An 18814-nucleotide genomic window follows, 5' to 3' on the forward strand; every position below is an offset into this window, starting at 1 on the left:
CTTCCCATGATCGGAATCGATAGAGACAGTGGGGCCACGGTCGACGACTGGCTGCAGTTTGTGCAGCGCGCGACCCGGGCCCTGACCACGCCGCTGGGCACCCGGCAAAAAAGGCCCCTTTATGGCTCGCTGATCCCCACGCTGTTGGGGCAGAACCTCGGTGACGACGTGCTGCTCCTGGCGCAGAGCCACGCCGCGCAAGCGTTCTACAACGCGCATAACGGGATCAGCGATTTTCAACCGCAAGTGATCGTCGCCAGCCGTCGAGGCGCCGGCCTGCTGCTGCGTTTCGCCGGCACCTGGAAAAACCGTCAACAAACCTTCGAGGTCGTGACATGAGCATGTTGATCCCCGGCCAGAACCAATTGGCCGAACCCGCACTGATCACCGTTGAAGCCTTCGAAGACTTGCTCGCCGAGTTCAAGACGTTCGTCGTCGAGTACGTCGGGGCGCGTTCGCCGGACAGCGCCGCGAAACTCAAGACCAGCCTCGACAACGAAAGTGAACTGCTGACTATGGCGCTGGAGGCTTTCTGCGTCCGGCTGCAAACGCACGAACGCAAATACAACGCTCGCATCAAGCAGATGCTGGCGTGGTGGGCGACCGGCAGCAACCTCGATGCGCGGCTGGCCGACATGGGCCTGGAGCGACAGTTGCTCGATCCGGGCGATCCGGCGGCGTTCCCGCCGGTGCCGGCGATTTATGAAAGCGATGACGATGCACGCCTGCGTTATTACCTGGCGCCGCATGCCCCGGCAGCGGGCTCACGGATGCAATATCGCCGCGAAGTCTTCACCCTCGGCGAGCGGCCAACGGTGCAGGTCGAATCCACCGATGCCGGTGTGGTGAATGTCACTTACACCTTCAACCCCGATGGTCTCGCCGCGCAGGTCAAGGATGGCAATGGCCGACGCACTGCCCCCGGTGAAGTGCAGGTCACGGTGCTGTCCCGCGAGGGCGATGGCACACCTTCTGCCGCATTGCTTGAGGGCGTTCGTCAGCACTTCGCGCGGCCGGATGTGTGCCCGGAAACCGACCTCGTCACCGTCAAGGCTGCCGACATTCAGCGGTACAAAATTCGTGTCGTCGCCAAGATCAATTCCGGCCCAGATTCAGGCCTGACCAAAGTCGCCGCGCAACAGCAACTGCAGGCTTACGCCGACAGTTGTCATCGTCTTGAAGGCCGGGTCGATCCGAGCTGGATCGACTTTACGCTGCACAGCGCCGGCGCCGTGCAACTGCAGATTCTCGAACCGCTGACGCCGATCGTGACCACAGCGTTTCAAGCGCCGTACTGCACAGCGGTCGAAGTTGAGGTGCTGACGCTATGAGTGAAAAGACTCAGCGCCCCACGCTGTTGCCGGCCAACAGTTCGGCACTTGAACGAGGTCTGGATCTGGGTTTCGGCGCACTGCTTGATCGCATCGCGCCGCCGTTCCCGGAACTGATGAATCCCGCAGAAACACCGGTTGCCTTTCTGCCGTATCTGGCTGCGGATCGCGGCGTGGCTGAATGGAGCACCGCTGCGCCGGAGGCGGAAAAGCGCCTGACCGTCGAACTCGCCTGGCCCACCGCGCGTCAGGCCGGCACCCGCAAGGCGCTGGAAAACGCCGCCAAGGGGTTGCAACTGCGTCCCGAAATCCGCGCCTGGTACGAACAGGCACCGCCCGGCGCGCCTTACAGCTTTTCGGTACGAGCCTTCAGCGAGCAACCCTACAGCGAAGAAATCGATTCACGTCTCGACCGACGCCTGGCTGATGCCAAAAGCGAACGCGATGTGCTGACGGTCTCGGTGGGTCTCAGCGCGTTCGGCAATCATGTCATCGGCGCCGCAACGTTCTGCGGTGAGCTGACCACGGTTTATCCGGTGTTCATCGAAGGCCTTGAAACCTCTGGCGAGGCGTTCATGGCCGCTGCGTTGTACACCGTCGAAACATCCACTATTTATCCTCAGGGGGCCTGAATGGCTGACTATTACACCCTGCTCACCAACGCAGGGATTGCCTACGAAACGGCGTGCAAGGCCGCGGGCACGCCGATCAAGTTGACGCAGATTTCCGTCGGCGATGGCGGCGGCACGGTCTACAACCCGGCCGCAACCGCCACCGCGCTGAAACGCGAAGTCTGGCGCGGGCCGCTCAATGCGCTGTTCCAGGACGAAAAAAATCCGAGCTGGCTGCTCGCCGAAGTGACCATTCCGCCGGATGTTGGCGGCTGGTATGTACGAGAGGCCGGGCTGTGGACTGACACTGGCGTTCTCTACGCCATCGTCAAATATCCGGAGTCGTTCAAACCGGTTCTGGCCACTTCCGGTTCGGGCAAAGAGTTTTACATTCGTTCGATTTTCGAGACCAGCAATGCATCGCTGGTGACGTTGTTGATTGATGACACCGTCGTCAAGGCCACGCGTGCCTGGGTCATGAGTTACCTCGCCGAAGAACTCGGCAAGCTTGATGGCAAGCAGTCGGTGCGTGTTGCGGCTACCACCAATGTGGTGCTGAACGGTGCGCAGCAAATCGACGGTGTTGCAGTGATTGCTGGCGACCGCGTGCTTGTTGCGAACCAGACGCTGGCCAAGGATAACGGCCTGTGGATCGTCACCAATGGCGACTGGGGGCGGGCGACCGATGCCAACAGCAGCGCCAAGGTTACGCCGGGCCTGACGGTCATGGTCGAGGAGGGCACAGCAAATGGAGATTCGTTGTGGCACCTGACCACCAATGCACCGATTACCCTCGGCACCACGGCGCTGACGTTCAAGATGCTGGCGGGGCGTACCGGGATTGCTGCCGGGACTTACAAGAGTCTGACGGTTGATGAATATGGCCGAGCGACTGCCGGGGCAAATCCCGAGACGCTCGCAGGGTTTGGAATCAAGGATTCGTACACCAAAGCGGAAGTTGAAGCGCTGATTGCCAAGGCGTCAGCATTGCCGGTGGGCTCGATTGTCGCGTTCCCGGTTGATGCACCGCCGCCGGGTTTTCTTGAACTGGATAACAGCGTCCAGAGCAGCGCACTTTACCCTGACCTTAGCGCCTATCTGGGTGGCAAGTTCAATAAGGGGAATGAGGGTGTTGGTAATTTCCGCTTGCCGGAAACTCGCGGGGAATTTTTGCGCGGTTGGGATCATGGGCGTGGTGTGGATGCTGGACGTGGTCTTGGCAGTTGGCAGGCTGACGACAACAAATCCCACATTCACGGGACAACCTACGATGTCATCGCTGATATTTTTATGGCGGGGGACGTCAGACGAAATTATTTGCAGCAGTACAACGGAACCGACGACGTTGTCACTAAAGCCTCCGGTGGTAATGAGGCTCGTCCACGAAACATCACTGTCATGTGGTGCATCAAAGCCTGGAACGCCCCGGTCAATCAGGGAAACATCGACGTAGCAGCACTGGTCAAGGAAGTGTCGCGGCTCGGATCTGCCGTTCCTGTCGGTGCAGTATTGGCCTTCCCGACAGGTATCGTTCCGCCGGGTTTTCTGGAGCTGGATGGCAGTGTGCAGAGCATTGCGACTTATCCGGATCTGGCCGCTTATCTCGGTACCAGTTACAACAAAGGCAACGAGGGCGCAGGCAACTTCCGCTTACCCGAGTCGCGCGGTGAATTCCTGCGCGGTTGGGATCATGGGCGCGGTGTAGATGGCGGACGCCCGATTGGTAGTTGGCAGAAAGGTAGCCTCCAGTCTTTCGACCCCTCCAATGTCTCTCCGGCTGTTTCGGGCCTCTGGCATAACACGGCATCAGATGCCGGACTTCAGGACGCACATGGGCTTGATCCTCATAACACGACGGATTACAGCGTTTCCAATGCGGTATTCACCGCTGGCAATACGCCGGTCAGTGCTGGGGCATTGGGAGTCATGCGTCCGCGCAACCTCGCCGTCATGTGGTGCATCAAGGCCTGGAACGCGCCGATCAATCAGGGAAACATTGACATCAGTGCGCTGACCGCTTTCGCGCAACAAGCGACTGAACCCAATCAAGGCACGGCAAAACTGGCCTCTCAGGCACAGACCGATGCCGGCGTGGATGACAAAACCATTGTCACGCCGAAGAAGTTGCGCTGGGGCTTTTCTATGTCCAAGGAGCGCGTTGGTTACCTCATGCTGCCGAGCTGGCTGGGTGGAGTGATCATCCAGTGGGGGACGATCAATGCGATTGCGGCAGGAGCCCAAGTGAGCGTTACGTACCCGATAGCCTATCCGACTGCCGAAATCATGACGCTGGTCGGCAACAGTTCCTCGGCGGGCTCTACCTCGATCACTTCCACCCTATGTGTCATGTACGGCGGTCTTACGAAGTTCACTGTTTCTGCCATCGGTAGCAGTGGTCAACCGAATGGGCCGTGGATTTCGATCGGCTGGTAACAGGGAGAATTATTCATGTCACTTTTTTATGCCGCCTCGACTGGTGGCTTTTACGACGATGCCGTTCACGTTGCAATGCCTGACGATGCAGTGGAAATCACCCCACAGCTGCGCTCTGAGCTTTTAGCGGGAGAAGCGCAATCGCTGGTGATCGGTGCAGATGAGCATGGAAGGCCTGTCCTGAGGACGCCTGAACTGGACCGTGAATCCGAGGCTGATCGGGAGCGCATTTGGCGTGACGGCAAGATTGAAAACGTGAAGTGGTTGCGTGAGCGTCATCGCGATGAACTCGAAATGTCCAGCGATACAACACTGACCGTCGATCAATATCAGGCGTTGCTGGCTTATTTGAAGGACTTGCGCGATTGGCCACAGTCAGAGCAATTTCCGAAGGAGCAGGCTCGGCCTGAACAACCTGATTGGATCGCTCTGCAAGTACGTTGAACGCCCCGAACCCCGGGGCGTTTTCTTGTCCACCCAATAACACTCAACACCCGCCAAGCCCCTCCCCACGAGGGGCTTTCCCGTTTATGGAGAAACGAAAAATGGCAACCCGCCAAACCTACACCGTGCTCGTCCCATTCCCCACCGGCGGTGGGCATTGGTCGAGCATCGGTCAAGACCTTGATCTGCTCGACGTCGAAGCCAGTGCCTTGCACTTCGCCGGTCGACTGGAGCTGAAAACACCTACCACCCAGGCCAAAAAGGCCGCTGCCAAGAAGGCTGACTGAACATGGCTGAGGTTTTGAACTTCGAGCACAACGGCATTACCGTCAATGCCACCGAATCCCCCGAGGCCATGGGTGGCCTGGGTGACAACGTCATCGGTCTGGTCGGCACTGCGCCGAAAGCCGATCCGCTGATTCCGCGTAACGCGCCGTTCCGCATCAACAGCTTCACCACCCACGCGCTGCTCGATCCGACCGGTTCGGAAGAGGGCACTCTGTACCATGCCGTCTACCAGATCCTCAAAGTGGTCAAGGTGCCGGTCTACGTAGTGATCGTCGAAGCGGGCGCGACCCCGGCCGACACCGTTAACGCAGTGATCGGCGGCGTCGATCCGCTGACCGGTCGCAAGCTTGGTCTGGCCGCGCTGGGCAGTGTCCCGGAAGACCTGACCATCATCGGCGCGCCGGGCTTCACCGGCACCAAAGCGGTGGCCAGCGAGTTCGCCTCGTTCGGCAAGCGCATCAAGGCCCGTGTGGTGCTGGACGGCAAGGACGCCTCGGTCGCCGATCAAGTGCTGTACAGCCAGGAACTGGGCGGTGCGGATCTCGGTTTCGACCGTTGCCTGGTGGTGCACAACATGCCCGCCGTGTACTCGAAAGCGGCGAAGAAAAACGTCTTCCTGTCGCCTTCCAGCCTGGCGATTGCCGCGCTGGCCAAGGTCAAGCAGTGGGAGAGCCCGGGCAACCAGGTGACCTACGCCGAGGACGTGTCCCGCGTCGTCGAATACAACATCCTCGACACCTCCACCGAAGGCGATCTGCTCAATCGCTACGGCGTCAGCTACTACGCCCGTACCGTGCTTGGCGGCTTCTCGTTGCTGGGTAACCGCTCGATCACCGGCAAGTTCATCAGCTACGTCGGTCTGGAAGATGCGATCAGCCGCAAGCTGGTCAAGGCCGGCCAGAAAGCCATGGCGAAAAACCTTACCAAATCCTTCATGGATCAAGAGGTCAAGCGCATCAACGACTGGCTGCAAACCCTGGTCGCCGACGAAACCATTCCTGGCGGCAGCGTCTATCTGCACCCGGAACTGAACAGCGTCGAGAAGTACAAGAACGGCACCTGGTACGTGGTCATCGACTACGGCCGCTACGCGCCGAACGAACACATGGTTTATCAACTCAACGCCCGCGATGAAATCATCGAGCAGTTCCTGGAGGACGTTCTCTAATGTTTACCAACCGCGTAAGACAGGCCATCGCGGCCACCCTGCAAGGCCTGCCGTTGTCGGCGACCGTTGAGGAATTCACCCCGCCGAAAATTGATTTCGACATGGAAAGCATGGCGGGCGGGCGCTTCATCGTTGAAGAAATGGCCAAGAGCGCCAAGCCGCTGAATGCCACGCTGAAGCTTCAAGGCATGGGCGCTGAAGTCATGCTTGCGCTGGGTGTGAAGCTGGGCGACGACATCCTGCTGAACGTGCGCGAAGCCGGCCAGGATCAGGATGGCAACACCTGGTTCACCTACCACACCGTCGGCGGCAAGCTGAAATCCCTGGGTGAGGATGCCCTGAAAATGGGTAGCAAAGCCATCACCACACTGGAGCTGTCCTGCCGCACCTACAACCGCCTGGAAAACGGCGTACCGGTGATCGACATCGACGTGCGCACCCAGAAGTTCGTGCTCAACGGCGTCGACATCCTCGGTGATGCCCGGCGTGCGGTGCTGATGCCGTAGCTCAGGGCTTACAGGCAATCACAAAACCCTGTGGGAGCGAGCTTGCTCGCGAAAGCGGTCTGATGTTCAACATCGATGTTGACTGACCCGACGCCTTCGCGAGCAAGCTCGCTCCCACATTGGATCTAAACGAATCACCAAGGAATTCATACATGTCGTGGATGCCACCCCAACATGACCTGCTGTCGCCGATCACCGGCGATGACGGTTCGCAGATCAACCAGATCCAGCTCAAGCCACTGCTCTACGCCGCACAGAAGGAAGCGCTGGAGCGCGCTGGCGATGACGAAGACGATCAGTTCTTCGAACTGGCGCTGCTCGCCACCGGCCTGTCGGTCAAGGAGCTCGACCAGCTCAAACGCCCGGACTACGTGAGCATCGCGCAGTACGTGCACGAAATGTCGACTCGCCCGGCGTCGCATTTTCTCGATCAGGTCGAAGACGCAGAAAAGTCCGACGATCCCGATCAGATCCAGCTGTTGCAACCGCTTGCCGTGACCGGCCGCACCGTGACCTCGCTGAGCCTGGAAATGCCGGCACTGCGCGCCACTAAGGTGATGAAGAAACTGAAAACGGCCAAGGAACGCGCCGAGTTCATCACCGCCCATTGCACCGGTCTGATGATCCCCGATCTGGCCCTGATGACTGTTCCGGACTGGACCCAGCTGCAGGTGCGCATAGACGATTTTTTAAACCAGCCGGCGGCCTACTTTCGGAACGCGACATCGAAGTAATCCTCGATATCGTCCCGCTCATTTACCCGGTAAGTGAAGCGGAGATTCTGGAATGGGACGCCGAAAAGGCGTTGCGCCGCTACGACATAGCGATCACTCGCCTTGGCGTCAAACAGGAGTAGAGCGGCAATGGCAGACACATCGTTTTCGCTGATGTACGCCGCGCAAACCGCAGGCGCGGGTTCCGGCTTGTCGGCAGGGGGATCGGCCACAGACAGCCTGGTCAAACCACTGTCCGAACTGAAAGAGGCGCTGCTTACGGCCAGCCTGGACATCCGCAGTCTGGTGCGTGAACAGATCAAACTCGGCGCTGTTGTCCTGGGGCTGAACACGGCCCTGGCATCATTCAAGGTGCCAGTGGGAACTGCCGCACCGGCGGCAGGCGGCGAAAGCAAGTCAAAGCTCAAGGCTGAGATTGAACAACGCTCGCCTCCTGCCTACCTGCAATCGGACATGGCCCTGGAAACCGCCATGGCCCAGCTCAAGCAGGTTCAAGGCCTGAGTGGCGACCTCGACACGCTGTCGAAAGCCAACCTCAAACTGGCCACCGACAAACGGGTTTCCGGCAGTGGGGCGACGGTCGTGGATCTGGTGCAGGTCGAAGTCGCGGCTGGCAGGTCCGGGATAGGCGCGGGTCTCAAGGGCGCCGACAAGGAACAGGTGCTGCTGGACTTTGCCCAGGATGCAGCGGTCAATGCGTCGGCGTTCGGCATCAGCCTGAAGTCGGCCGGTGAAATGCTGTCGGCCTGGCAAGTCTCGATGAAACTGGATCGCACTCAAGGTCAGTTGCTGGCCGATGCGACTCAGCATTTGGGCAACAGCGGACTGAGTGCGACGGCTGCCGACATTGGCTCGGTCGTGCAGCAATCCGGCGAGTCGGCCGTTGCAGTGGGGATCCTGCCCGAGCAGTTGGCGGCGCTGTCAGCCGCGTTGCTCAACGCTGATGTCGACAAGGCCGGTGCCGGCGCGGCGGTGAAAAGTATCAGCGCAGCCTTGGGCAAAGGCAGCCAAGGCTCGGCGGCCGAGCAGTCGGCGTGGAAGGCGTTGGGACTTGATCCCGGCAAGTTGACCGAAAACGCACCGGACAACCTTGTCAAAGCGTTGGCGGCATTGAAGCAACAACCGGCAGAGCAGCAAACGGAGCTGATCAAGACACTTTTCAGTGGCGACGACGGTGTACGCAAACTGCTGGCGAAACCCGAAGACCTGCAAAAGGCGTTTTCGCGGGTTTCTCCGGCCAAGCTGGAAGGAACGTCGACGCTTGTGCCCTCGCAAGCGACCCAGAGCACCCTCGCATCGCCATTCAAGGGTGAGAGGGGCGTGCGACAGTGGATGGGCACAGCCGGGGAGGCGCATACGCCGCTTTCATTGCTCAAGCCCAACGATCCACTGACACCGGCTTACAGCGGCGCGATTGAACGCAGCGCCGAGCCTGCGGGCAAAGACCCTCAGCGAAGCTGGAACGCGTTCGATGCCAGTCTCAATCGTCTGATCACGGCGTTGGCGCCGGATGCGACCGGCACGCTGGACTCGCTGACGAATATGACCAATGGCGTGGCCGATATGGCTGAAGCCCATCCCAAGACCTCGACGGCATTGGCCCTTGCGGGCGCTGGACTGTCGGCCATCGTGGTGGCGGTGATGGCCAAGGCATTCGGCAATTTCACCGACAAACTGCTCAAGGGCGTCGCTTCAAAATTGCCGCTCGGTCTTGGCGGTTTGATTGCCGATATTGAAGACCCGAAAGCCAAGAAAACGTCTGCCGGAAACGGCGCGGGCCATGACTGCTGCTGTCAACCGCTGGGCGGTGGGGCGGGCGACAAACTCAAGCCTCGCCGGTCAAGCATCAAGCCTCGAGTCCGACGTGAACAAACCGGTCGAGGCGGGAAAAGCCCCCGTACGGTGACCCCTCGGCCACCACGGATCAGTGCGCCGCCGGTGTCGCCGGCACAAACCGTTCTGCCGCGCATGTCCGGCACGTCCTGGCCGGCAAGCATGACGGCATTTGCAGGGTCATCAGCCGTCAGTCCTGCACCGGCCGCTTCACTGTCCGGTTCTTACGCCAGGACAGGCAGACTGCTTGCCAAACGGGCACCGCCGCTGCGGTTGCTCAGTGCCGGATATGAAATGGTCACCGGCGTCATGAACGGCGATAAGCGTGCCGTCGTATCGTCCGGTGCCTCGTTGGCCGGGTCTTCTGCCGGGGCCGCCGTCGGTGCAGCGCTTGGCACGTTGATTTTTCCCGGTGTGGGCACGGCAATTGGCGGGTGGCTCGGAAGCATGGCGGGGGGCGCCATCGGGGATTCCCTGGGCGACAAGCTAGGGACACAAGTCGATCGTCTCGGCTCACCTGCACAGGTCAGTGAAAACCTCATCGCGACCGCGGCCACCTCTACGATCCCCGGGGCACCTGCCACCACCGCCGCCAGCCAGCCGGTCACGTTCAACTCAACCATTAACATCAATGGTCAGGACCAGACCAGCGCCCAGGCACTGGCCAATCTGGTGGTGCAAACAACCATGGGGCAGTTGGGCCAGATCATGCCGACCAATCCCCTCGCCACACGACGTGACGCAGCCCTGACCGATGGAGTCGCCACATGAAACAACAAATGGCCCTGGGCAGTTTCATCTTTGGCCTGTCACGCGGCTTTGCCTACAGCAGTTTTCTGCGCAAGTCCGACGGCGGCTGGACGGAACTGCAGATTCTCACCAGCAAACCCAAGTCCCATCAAATTGGCCAGAAACCCGAAACCCTGACCATCACCGGTAAATCAATGTACGCGGTGGCCATGGATCGGCTGGATGAGCTGCGGGCGCTGCAAGCCCTTCGTGTGCCGCTGCCGCTGATTGATGGTATCGGCCGTAATTGGGGCCTGTGGCGAATCACCATGGTTCAGGAAACCCAGACCTGCATCATCGATGATGGTACGGCGATGGTGGTCGACTGGACCCTTGAACTGGCGGAGTTCAACAATGCGTAAGGTACGAAGCATGGCTGGCGATTCGGTGAATCTGTTGCTGTACCGCGAAACCGGTCGCAGCGATGACAGCGCCGAAGAATCCCTGTGGAAACTCAACCCGACCCTGGCCGAACGGGGTCCGATTCTGCCGGCAGGTGTCTGGGTGGCACTGCCGGAACTCGACAGCAAACCCGCCGCGATCAAACCGGTTCTGGCCTGGGATTAGGAGGCTGCATGACACAGGGATTTACTCCGGCGATCGAAATCTACGGGGCCAACAAAGACCTGCTGAATCAGCGTCTGATCAGTTGGGAACACATTGATGCTGCCGGTATGGAGTCCGATCAACTGACGCTGGTGATCGACCTGGAAGGCCTCGAAGGCTTGCCGACCCTGGGCGTAACCATCGGCCTGCGGGTGGGTTATCTGGAGTCCGGGCTGGTCGAAAAGGGTCAGTTCAAGGTGACTAGACTGACACCCACGCTGTTCCCGCTGCGCCTGACGCTGGTCGCTACGGCCGCGCCTTTCAGCGGCAAGGACGAAACCGGATTCAAGGAACGGCGTACGGCCAGTCATGGACCCACGACGCTTGGCGGGCTGTTTAGGAAACTGGTTGAGCGGCACGGTTTTTCGCCGCGCGTCGATCCCGAACTGGCGCTGATCCGGGTTGCTCATGTCGACCAGTCGAACGAAACCGACATGAGCTTCATCACGCGACTGGCAAAGAAATATGACGCGGTGGCCAAACCGTTCAACGACCTCTACGTGCTGGCGAAACCGGCGCAGCTGAAAAACCTCTCGGGCCAGGTGATACCGGACGTCAGGCTGTCGGTGACCAGCAACAATCGACCGGGTGATCACGCCTTCATCAGCGCCACACTGGAAGAGACCGCTCGCACCCAGAACCAGGGTTGCAAGACCTGCTTCTGGGACGTCGCAGCCGGCAAACTGCGCGAGGTGATAACCGGTTCCGGGCCCTACAAGGTCATTCGCCAGAAACAGTCCAGTGAAGAAGAGGCCAAAGCCATCGGCGAAGCCGAAGTGCGCAAGATGCTGCGCGAGAAATACAAGCTGAAGGTCACCTGCCCGGGCGATCCGTTACTGGCTGCCGAAGGCCTGTTGGTACTCGATGACACCTGGCCTGATTTCATGCGCGGCCGCTGGTCGATCGAAAAGGTCACCGCCAGCGGCAAACGCGAGGAAAGCTATCGCTGCCTGATCGAAGCAACCGGCCTCGGCCCCAAGGCGGACGCCAAAGCCTGATCCTGCGCGACTTCACCGCGACAGATATCCCTGTAGGCGTGAGTCCTGCGGTCACTCCCCTAATTCCGGAACACCACCATGAAGATCACCCCGATCCTCACGCAATTGCGTGGGCAATGCCCTGGGCTTGCCAATCACATTTCGGTGGGTGTCGATCTGGCGTTGCTGCAAGGCAACCCCGATCTGCCAACACCTTCGGCTCACGTGCTGCCGCTGGCCGATCTGGCCAGCGACAGCATCGCGCAAAACCTCATCCGCCAACCGATTCGCGAGCGCTTCGAAATCGTCCTCGTGCTTGATGCCGCCGACGCTACAAAAGCGCTGGATCTGTTGCACGACCTGCGCGCCGAACTGTGGCGTGCGCTGGTGGGATTCAAGCTTGATGCCACCTACAGCGCCATCGTCTACGACGGCGGCGAACTGGTCTCGATCAACAGCAGCCGCGCCTTCTATCGGCTGCGCTTTTTTGCCGAGTTCCAGCTCGGCCGCAATCTGCCGAGTCAGCCTGCGGAGAGTTGGCACGAACGCGAACTGGACGGTTTGTCGTCCTTTACCGGGGCCACCGTACGGGTCGATGCGATCGATCCGGCCGATCCCAACCTGAAACGCCCGGGCCCCGATGGGCGGGTGGAAATGACTTTCTCTGGAGACGTAACCCCATGAGCAAACGCATCACCGTGCAGCCGGCTGTTGGCCGTGCCGTACCTGACCCGGAAGCAGGCGATCTGCTGCCGCTGGAAGGCCGTGAAGTGCTGGACAGCGCCTGGTGGCGCCGGCGTCTGACCGACGGCGATATCACCCTCAAAACCGCAACAGCCAAACAAAAGGGAGCCAAATAATGGCGATCGGATTCAGCAACATTCCTGCGGACATTCGTGTACCGCTGTTTTATGCCGAGATGGACAACTCGGCCGCCAATAGCGCGAGCTCGGCCATGCGTCGTTTGATCGTCGCTCAGGTCAACGACAACATCGCGCCGGCCGATGCCGGCAAACTGATGCTGGTGTCCAGTGTGGCGTTGGCCAAGAGCATCGGCGGACAGGGCTCGATGCTCGCTTCGATGTACGAGACCTTCCGCAAAGCCGACCCGATCGGTGAGATCTGGTGCCTGCCGCTGCACAATGCTGAAGGCAGCATCGCCAAAGGTGTCCTGACCCTGACCGGTGCCGCCACTCAGGCCGGCGTACTTAACCTGTATGTCGGTGGTGTGCGGGTGCAAGCCACCATCGTCACCGGCGCCACGGCAGCCCAGGCGGCCACTGCGCTGGCGCTGAAAATCAATGCGACTGCCGATTTGCCCGTCAGCGCTGTCGCTGCCGAAGGCGTGGTGACTCTGAGCGCCAAATGGACCGGCGAAAGCGCTAACGACATCAGTCTGCAATTCAATCGCCTCGGCAAGAGCAACGGTGAAGAGACTCCGGCTGGGCTGGTCACCGCCATTACGCCGATGACCGGCGGTGTCGGTGTTCCGGATCAGGTCGCGGCTATCGCTGCACTGGGTGATGAACCGTTCGAATTCATCTGCCTGCCATGGTCGGATCTGGCCACCCTCAACACTTGGCAAGCGGTCATGGATGACAGCACCGGTCGCTGGTCGTGGGCCAAGCAATTGTTCGGTCACGTCTACAGCGCCAAGCGCGGTACCGTCGGCACATTGGTCGCTGCAGGCCAGGCGCGCAACGACCAGCACACGACGATTCAGGCGCTGGAGCCGGGCGTTCCGCAGCCGGTCTGGGTTCAGGCCGCGGCATTGGCTGCACGCACCGCGGTGTTCATCTCCGCCGATGCCAGCCGTCCAACGCAAAGCGGCAGTCTGCCGGGCGTTGACCCAGCACCCGCGAGCGAGCGCTTCACCCTGACCGAGCGTCAGTCGCTGCTCAACTACGGCATCGCCACCGCCTACTACGAAGGCGGCTACGTGCGCATTCAGCGCTCGATCACCACCTACCAGAAGAACGCTTTTGGCCAGGCCGACAACTCCTATCTGGACAGCGAAACCATGCACCAGTCGGCGTTCATCGTGCGTCGTCTGCAAAGCGTGATCACCAGCAAATACGGCCGGCACAAACTGGCGTCGGACGGCACCCGTTTCGGCGCCGGCCAACCGATCGTGACGCCAGCGACCATTCGCGGTGAGCTGATCGCGCAGTACGCCAAGCTCGAACTGGAAGGTCACGTCGAAAATGCCGAGCTGTTCGCCGAGCACCTGATCGTCGAGCGCGACGTGCAGGATCCGAGCCGCGTGAACGTGCTGTTCCCGCCGGATTACATCAATGGTCTGCGCGTGTTTGCACTGCTCAACCAATTCCGTCTGCAGTACGACGACGCGGCTTGATCAGCGTGTTTGACGTCAAGCATTCAGCCCACCTCGCGTGGGCTTTTTTATTCAAGGGAGTAACACCATGGGTCAACTGATTGCAGGCACCTGCTACGTCAAAGTCGACGGCGCGCAACTGACTATCAATGGCGGCTGCGAAGCCCCGCTGATGGCCGTTAAACGTGAGACCGTCGTACCGGGCTTCTACAAGGAAACCGACATCGCGCCGTCGTTCAAAGTGACCGCGTTGCACACCGCCGACTTCCCGCTGAAGAAGCTGATCGAAGGCACCGACATCACCGTTACCTGCGAATTCAGCAACGGCAAAGTCTACGTGCTGGCCGGCGCCTATCTGGTTGAGGAGCCAGTCTCCAAAGGCGACGACGCCACCATCGAACTGAAATTCGAAGGCATCAAGGGGACCTGGCAATGAGCGGCGCCGTGAAGCTTCAAGTTGCCATCGAAGCTCACGGCGAGCCCCTGACCGAACTCGTCCTGCGCCGTCCGACGGTGCAGGAAGTGCGAGCGATCAAGGCGCTGCCGTACAAGATCGACAAGAGCGAAGAAGTCAGCCTCGACATGGACGTGGCGGCCAAATACATCGCCGTGTGCGCCGGCATTCCGCCGTCGTCGGTCAACCAGCTCGATCTGGCTGACCTCAATGCGCTGAGCTGGGCCGTTGCGAGTTTTTTCATGAGTGCGGCGTCGGCGCCATCACCGACCTGATCGCCGTCGCCTATGACCTGGCCTGGTTCTGGAAGGTTGACCCCGAACAGATGATGGCCAGGCCACTGGATGTGCTCCGCGAATCGCTGGAGCACGCGCAACGGATCAATGCGATGCAGCAGGTGCAGTGATGGCAGACGAAGAAAGCAAAGTGAAAACACCGGTGCTGATCACGGGCATCGATGAACTGTCGCCCAAACTCGGCGCGTTGCGAGCGAAGGTCGAGAGCTTCAAGAAAAACCTCGAACAGACCGGTCTGGGCAAACTGGACATCAGCGGTCTGTTCAAGGGCGGCAGCGTGATCACGCCATTCGTGGACGGGATCAAGTCGGCGGCAGCGTTTCAGGGCAAATTGACCGAAGTCAGCGACACGGCAAAAACCGTCGACTTGCCCGCCGCACCGAAAGTCGCTGCACAGAACATGAACGTGTTCAGTGCGTCGATGGAGAAGGTTTCCAACGCGGTGAACGCCGCGCTGGTGCCAGCGGTGGGTGCCGTGGTCGTCGGACTTGAGCCGTTGATGACCGGGGTTGGCAGCCTGCTCAATGACAATCCTGAGTTGGTACAAGGTCTGGCGGCGGGGGCCATTGCCTTCTCGGCGATGCAAACCGCCGTGACGGGTGCGACCCAGGTGTTCGATGTGATGAGCATGGTGATGAAAGCCAATCCGGTCATGCTGATTGCCACCGGCATTGCCTTGGCCGCCGGACTGATCGTGGCTTACTGGAAACCGATCTCGACGTTTTTCATTGGACTCTGGCAGAAAATCGCCCCGGTAGTGATCCCGATGGCCGAGTTCTTCAAGGCGATGTTCAGCTACACGCCACTGGGGCTGTTGATCAGCAATTGGGGGCCGGTCACGGCATTTTTCTCGGCATTGTGGGAGGGCCTCAAGGCTGTTACCGCGCCGGTGATCGAGTTCTACAAGACCTTGTTCAACTATTCGCCGCAAGGGCTGATTGTGAATAACTGGGGGCCATTGGTGGGCTTGTTCTCATCGATCTGGGATTTACTCAGAGCGGTGTCGGTGCCCGTAAAGGCTTTCCTCCAGCAATTTTTTGACTGGTCGCCGCTTGAAGTGATTCAAGCGATCTGGGGCGGTGTCGTCACGGCATTCACCACGATCTGGGATTACATCAAACTGCCGTTCGTGGCCATGTATGCCGTTATTCGCGAGCAGTTGGGGTGGTCGCCACTGGAAAAAATCATCGAAAACTGGGAACCGGTCACGGCGTGGATTGAAAAGTGGTCGCAGAAATTCCAGGATGCCATCGCGCCGATCAAGGCCTTTTTCAACGGTGGTTTCGGTGAGCTGATTGCCGACGCCAAGGCGCGGGTGGATGTCTTTACCCAAGCTCAACTGAGCACCAACGCCGAAGGCAAGGGCGAACTGGCCCCGGTGTTTTTCAAAAGCAACAGCGCGTCGTCAGCCAGCGAGTTACCGACACCGGGAACCTCGCCGGAAAAGCCAGTCTTGCAGGCCGGCTCGCTGTCGCAAACCTCTAACACCCTGATCCAGCAAAGCGCACTCAACAACCGTACGCAACTCGAAGGCGGCTTGACCGTGCGCTTCGAAAATGCGCCGGCGGGGCTGCGCACCGATCAACCGCAAACCAATCAACCGGGCCTGGCACTGTCGTCGCGCATCGGCTATCGCTCGCTGTCCATGGGAGGTTCCAATGAACTGGCGTGACCGTTTATTGCCGGCATCCTTCCGTGGTGTTGGTTTCTGGATCGATCAGGCGAAAACCCCGGTCGGTCGCAAGGGGCAGTTGCACGAGTATCCGCAACGTGACTTGCCGTTTTTCGAAGACCTTGGCCAACAGGCCAGGACTCACGACATCACGGCATTCATCATCGGCGCCGATTGCCTGGAGCAGCGCGACAAGCTGCTCAAGGCATTGGAGGCGGGCAGTGGTGAACTGATGCATCCGTGGCTGGGGCGATTGCAAGTCAAGGTCGGCGAATGCGACATGACTCACACCCGCCAGGACGGCGGGTTGGTGACCTTTGCGCTGAAGTTCTATCCCGACCAGCCAGTGCCGTTTCCGACCGCTACCGTCAGCACACAGAAAGTGTTGCTGGCCAAGGCCGATACGCTACTGGGCTCGGCCGTCGCACGGTTTGAACAGGCAATGACGCTGATCAAGGCCGCGCGGATCGGCATTGCCAATCTGCGCAACAGCCTCACCGGCGTCTATGAGGTGATCAAGGAACAACTCAAGCCGCTGATCGAACAGTACAAAGAGATCACCGAACTGGTCAAAGCGGTCAAGGAATTGCCCAAGGAAGTGGCCGCGGAGTTCAAGGGTTTGCTCGGCGATATCAAGGAACTGAAAGAATTCGCCAAGGAGGGCTACCGTGGCGTGATTGCCGACGTGTCGCAGCAACTCGAAGCGATTCGCAAGGCTGATGCGCCGAAACTCACCACGGGCAAAGACACCAGTGCGGCGGCGCAGGCGATGGCTGATCTGGTGCAGGACACAATGTTGGTCAAAGTCGCGCAATGGGTCGCATCGATGCCAGTGGCAACAGCCCCGGTGAAGCTGCAGTCGACACCGTCGGTGGGACAGCAGGTGCACCAGCCAGTCACTCGCCAGGAAGTGCCGGTGACCGACGACATGCAGGCGCTGCGTGATGCGGTGGCGGTGGCCGTCAATCCGATGCTGGACAAGGCTGGCCCGGTGCACTTTCAAGCGATCAACGATCTCAAGGATGCCTTGAATGCGCACCTCAAGGCCGTGGCTTCGTCGGGCGTGCGACTGGTCAGCAAGTCATTCCAGGAAAGTCTGCCGGCGCTGGTGGTGGCCTACAAACAGTTCACCGATGCCACGCGAGTCGACGAAGTAAGCCAACGCAACGCGGCTGCCCATCCCGGGTTCATGTCGCCCAATGACGTGAAAGTCGCCAGGGAGTGAGCCATGAGCGAAATGGATAATCGCGTCACGCTCACCGTGGGTGATATGGAATATGGCGGCTGGAAAAGTGTTGAAATCAGCGCGGATCTGGAGCGTCAGTTTCGCACCTTCAAACTCGATATCACCTGGCAATGGCCAGGCCAGACGGTCGATCAACGGATAGCCGCCGGGGATGCCTGTGAGGTGCGGATCGGCAAGGATCTGGTGTTGACCGGGTATGTTTTCAAGGCACCGATCCGCTATGACGGGCGGCAGATCAGTCTGAGCATCGAAGGCAGTTCCTGTACGCAGGATCTGGTGGATTGCGCCGCGATCAATCGCCCGAACCAATGGAAAGATCAGCCGATGCTGAGCATCGTCGAAGCGCTGGCCTCTTCCTACAAGGTAAAGGTGGTCAGCGAGATTACCGAGACGGCGCGACTGGGCAGTTACACCATCGTGCCGGGTGAGACGGTGTTTCAAGCCATCGACCGATTGCTCTCTTTGTTTCGAGTGTTTTCCACCGATGACGCTCAAGGCCGGCTGTTGCTGGCCAGGCCCGGCAGCAGTGGCCGGGCCAGTGATGTGCTGGAGCTTGGCAAAAATATTCTTTCGGCCAACGCGCCGATGGATTACAGCCAGGTGTTCTCCGAATACCGGGTGATCGGCCAGCAAAAGGGCAACGATCAAAAGAGCGGGGCGGCCGTCAGCGAGATTGAATCGGTGGCCACCGATCTGGGTTACAAGCGCCGCCGCGTCACGGTCATCAACGAAGGGCTGCAGATCAGCCCCGATTTTTCGTTGCAACGCGCGCTGTGGGAAAGCTCGACGCGTGTCGGGCGGGCACAGACCACCACCTATCAGGTGCAGGGCTGGCGCCAGTCCAATGGTGATTTGTGGCGTCACAACACGTTGGTCCGGGTCAAGGATCCGGTGCTCGGGTTTGATGACGACATGCTGATTTCCAAAGTGACCTATTCACTCTCGGCGCAAGGTTCGGTGACCACGCTGCAAGTGGCACCGCCGCACACCTTCGACGCCAATCCGACGCCGCCGAAAAAACCTTCGGCCTGACACCGAACCTGACGGGCATCACCTGACAGGTTTTGTGTTGGCAAAGTCTTGAGGACAAT

The 18814-nt window shown here is 59.9% G+C and carries 21 protein-coding genes; all 21 read left to right on the forward strand.

Annotated elements, in window-relative coordinates; translation table 11 throughout:
- Positions 1–6: 6 nt before the first annotated feature.
- The 21 genes from A8O26_RS27545 to A8O26_RS27645 all read left to right on the forward strand — a co-directional run bounded on the left by A8O26_RS27545 (position 7) and on the right by A8O26_RS27645 (position 18755).
- Positions 7–339, forward strand: a complete 333-nt coding sequence (locus A8O26_RS27545; protein ID WP_064120766.1) for a hypothetical protein — start codon at positions 7–9, stop codon at positions 337–339.
- On the forward strand, positions 336–1331 hold the full coding sequence (locus tag A8O26_RS27550) for a baseplate J/gp47 family protein (RefSeq protein ID WP_064120767.1): 996 nt from the start codon (positions 336–338) through the stop codon (positions 1329–1331). The genes A8O26_RS27545 and A8O26_RS27550 overlap by 4 nt, the downstream gene beginning before the upstream one ends.
- Positions 1328–1963: a phage tail protein I gene (locus tag A8O26_RS27555; protein WP_064120768.1), complete on the forward strand. Its 636-nt coding sequence runs from the start codon at positions 1328–1330 to the stop codon at positions 1961–1963. The genes A8O26_RS27550 and A8O26_RS27555 overlap by 4 nt, the downstream gene beginning before the upstream one ends.
- On the forward strand, positions 1964–4375 hold the full coding sequence (locus A8O26_RS27560) for a phage tail-collar fiber domain-containing protein (RefSeq protein ID WP_064120769.1): 2412 nt from the start codon (positions 1964–1966) through the stop codon (positions 4373–4375). It abuts the gene before it with no gap.
- 15 nt (positions 4376–4390) lie between these two features.
- Positions 4391–4819 carry a phage tail assembly chaperone gene (locus tag A8O26_RS27565; RefSeq protein WP_064120770.1) on the forward strand — a complete coding sequence of 143 codons (429 nt, stop codon included), beginning with the start codon at positions 4391–4393 and terminating at the stop codon, positions 4817–4819.
- 101 nt (positions 4820–4920) lie between these two features.
- Positions 4921–5106: a hypothetical protein gene (locus tag A8O26_RS27570; protein WP_007908808.1), complete on the forward strand. Its 186-nt coding sequence runs from the start codon at positions 4921–4923 to the stop codon at positions 5104–5106.
- A 2-nt stretch (positions 5107–5108) separates the two neighbouring features.
- Positions 5109–6275 (forward strand): hypothetical protein, encoded by a 1167-nt coding sequence (locus tag A8O26_RS27575; RefSeq protein WP_064120771.1) that lies wholly within the window; start codon positions 5109–5111, stop codon positions 6273–6275.
- Positions 6275–6781 (forward strand): phage major tail tube protein, encoded by a 507-nt coding sequence (locus A8O26_RS27580; RefSeq protein WP_064120772.1) that lies wholly within the window; start codon positions 6275–6277, stop codon positions 6779–6781. The genes A8O26_RS27575 and A8O26_RS27580 overlap by 1 nt, the downstream gene beginning before the upstream one ends.
- A 152-nt stretch (positions 6782–6933) precedes the next feature.
- The gene (locus tag A8O26_RS27585; protein WP_064120773.1) at positions 6934–7515 is read left to right on the forward strand and encodes a phage tail assembly protein; all 582 of its coding nucleotides are present in this window, start codon (positions 6934–6936) and stop codon (positions 7513–7515) included.
- A gap of 129 nt (positions 7516–7644) precedes the next feature.
- Positions 7645–10119 (forward strand): phage tail tape measure protein, encoded by a 2475-nt coding sequence (locus A8O26_RS27590; RefSeq protein ID WP_064120774.1) that lies wholly within the window; start codon positions 7645–7647, stop codon positions 10117–10119.
- Entirely contained in the window at positions 10116–10499 is a 384-nt protein-coding gene (locus A8O26_RS27595) for a phage tail protein (RefSeq protein WP_007964328.1), read from the forward strand. Before A8O26_RS27590 ends, A8O26_RS27595 begins: the two co-directional genes overlap by 4 nt.
- A complete protein-coding gene (locus A8O26_RS27600; protein ID WP_064120775.1) occupies positions 10492–10704 on the forward strand; it encodes a tail protein X in 213 nt (70 codons plus the stop codon). Before A8O26_RS27595 ends, A8O26_RS27600 begins: the two co-directional genes overlap by 8 nt.
- 8 nt (positions 10705–10712) lie before the next feature.
- Positions 10713–11741 carry a hypothetical protein gene (locus A8O26_RS27605; RefSeq protein ID WP_064120776.1) on the forward strand — a complete coding sequence of 343 codons (1029 nt, stop codon included), beginning with the start codon at positions 10713–10715 and terminating at the stop codon, positions 11739–11741.
- Between the two features lie 78 nt (positions 11742–11819).
- Positions 11820–12404 carry a phage tail terminator protein gene (locus A8O26_RS27610; RefSeq protein ID WP_064120777.1) on the forward strand — a complete coding sequence of 195 codons (585 nt, stop codon included), beginning with the start codon at positions 11820–11822 and terminating at the stop codon, positions 12402–12404.
- Positions 12401–12580, forward strand: a complete 180-nt coding sequence (locus A8O26_RS27615; protein ID WP_064120778.1) for a DUF2635 domain-containing protein — start codon at positions 12401–12403, stop codon at positions 12578–12580. The genes A8O26_RS27610 and A8O26_RS27615 overlap by 4 nt, the downstream gene beginning before the upstream one ends.
- Positions 12580–14076: a phage tail sheath subtilisin-like domain-containing protein gene (locus A8O26_RS27620; RefSeq protein ID WP_064120779.1), complete on the forward strand. Its 1497-nt coding sequence runs from the start codon at positions 12580–12582 to the stop codon at positions 14074–14076. The genes A8O26_RS27615 and A8O26_RS27620 overlap by 1 nt, the downstream gene beginning before the upstream one ends.
- Positions 14077–14143: 67 nt before the next feature.
- Positions 14144–14491: a phage tail tube protein gene (locus A8O26_RS27625; RefSeq protein ID WP_007908779.1), complete on the forward strand. Its 348-nt coding sequence runs from the start codon at positions 14144–14146 to the stop codon at positions 14489–14491.
- The gene (locus A8O26_RS27630) at positions 14488–14784 is read left to right on the forward strand and encodes a phage tail assembly protein (RefSeq protein ID WP_007908778.1); all 297 of its coding nucleotides are present in this window, start codon (positions 14488–14490) and stop codon (positions 14782–14784) included. Before A8O26_RS27625 ends, A8O26_RS27630 begins: the two co-directional genes overlap by 4 nt.
- A 130-nt stretch (positions 14785–14914) precedes the next feature.
- Complete coding sequence (locus tag A8O26_RS27635; RefSeq protein ID WP_064120780.1) at positions 14915–16477, forward strand: hypothetical protein; 1563 nt, start codon at positions 14915–14917, stop codon at positions 16475–16477.
- Entirely contained in the window at positions 16464–17702 is a 1239-nt protein-coding gene (locus A8O26_RS27640; RefSeq protein ID WP_064120781.1) for a DNA circularization protein, read from the forward strand. The genes A8O26_RS27635 and A8O26_RS27640 overlap by 14 nt, the downstream gene beginning before the upstream one ends.
- Before the next feature lie 3 nt (positions 17703–17705).
- Positions 17706–18755 carry a phage baseplate assembly protein gene (locus A8O26_RS27645; protein WP_064120782.1) on the forward strand — a complete coding sequence of 350 codons (1050 nt, stop codon included), beginning with the start codon at positions 17706–17708 and terminating at the stop codon, positions 18753–18755.
- The last annotated feature ends 59 nt before the right edge of the window (positions 18756–18814 follow it).

It is taken from the genome of Pseudomonas fluorescens (assembly GCF_001648775.1).
GTDB lineage: Bacteria > Pseudomonadota > Gammaproteobacteria > Pseudomonadales > Pseudomonadaceae > Aquipseudomonas > Aquipseudomonas fluorescens_M.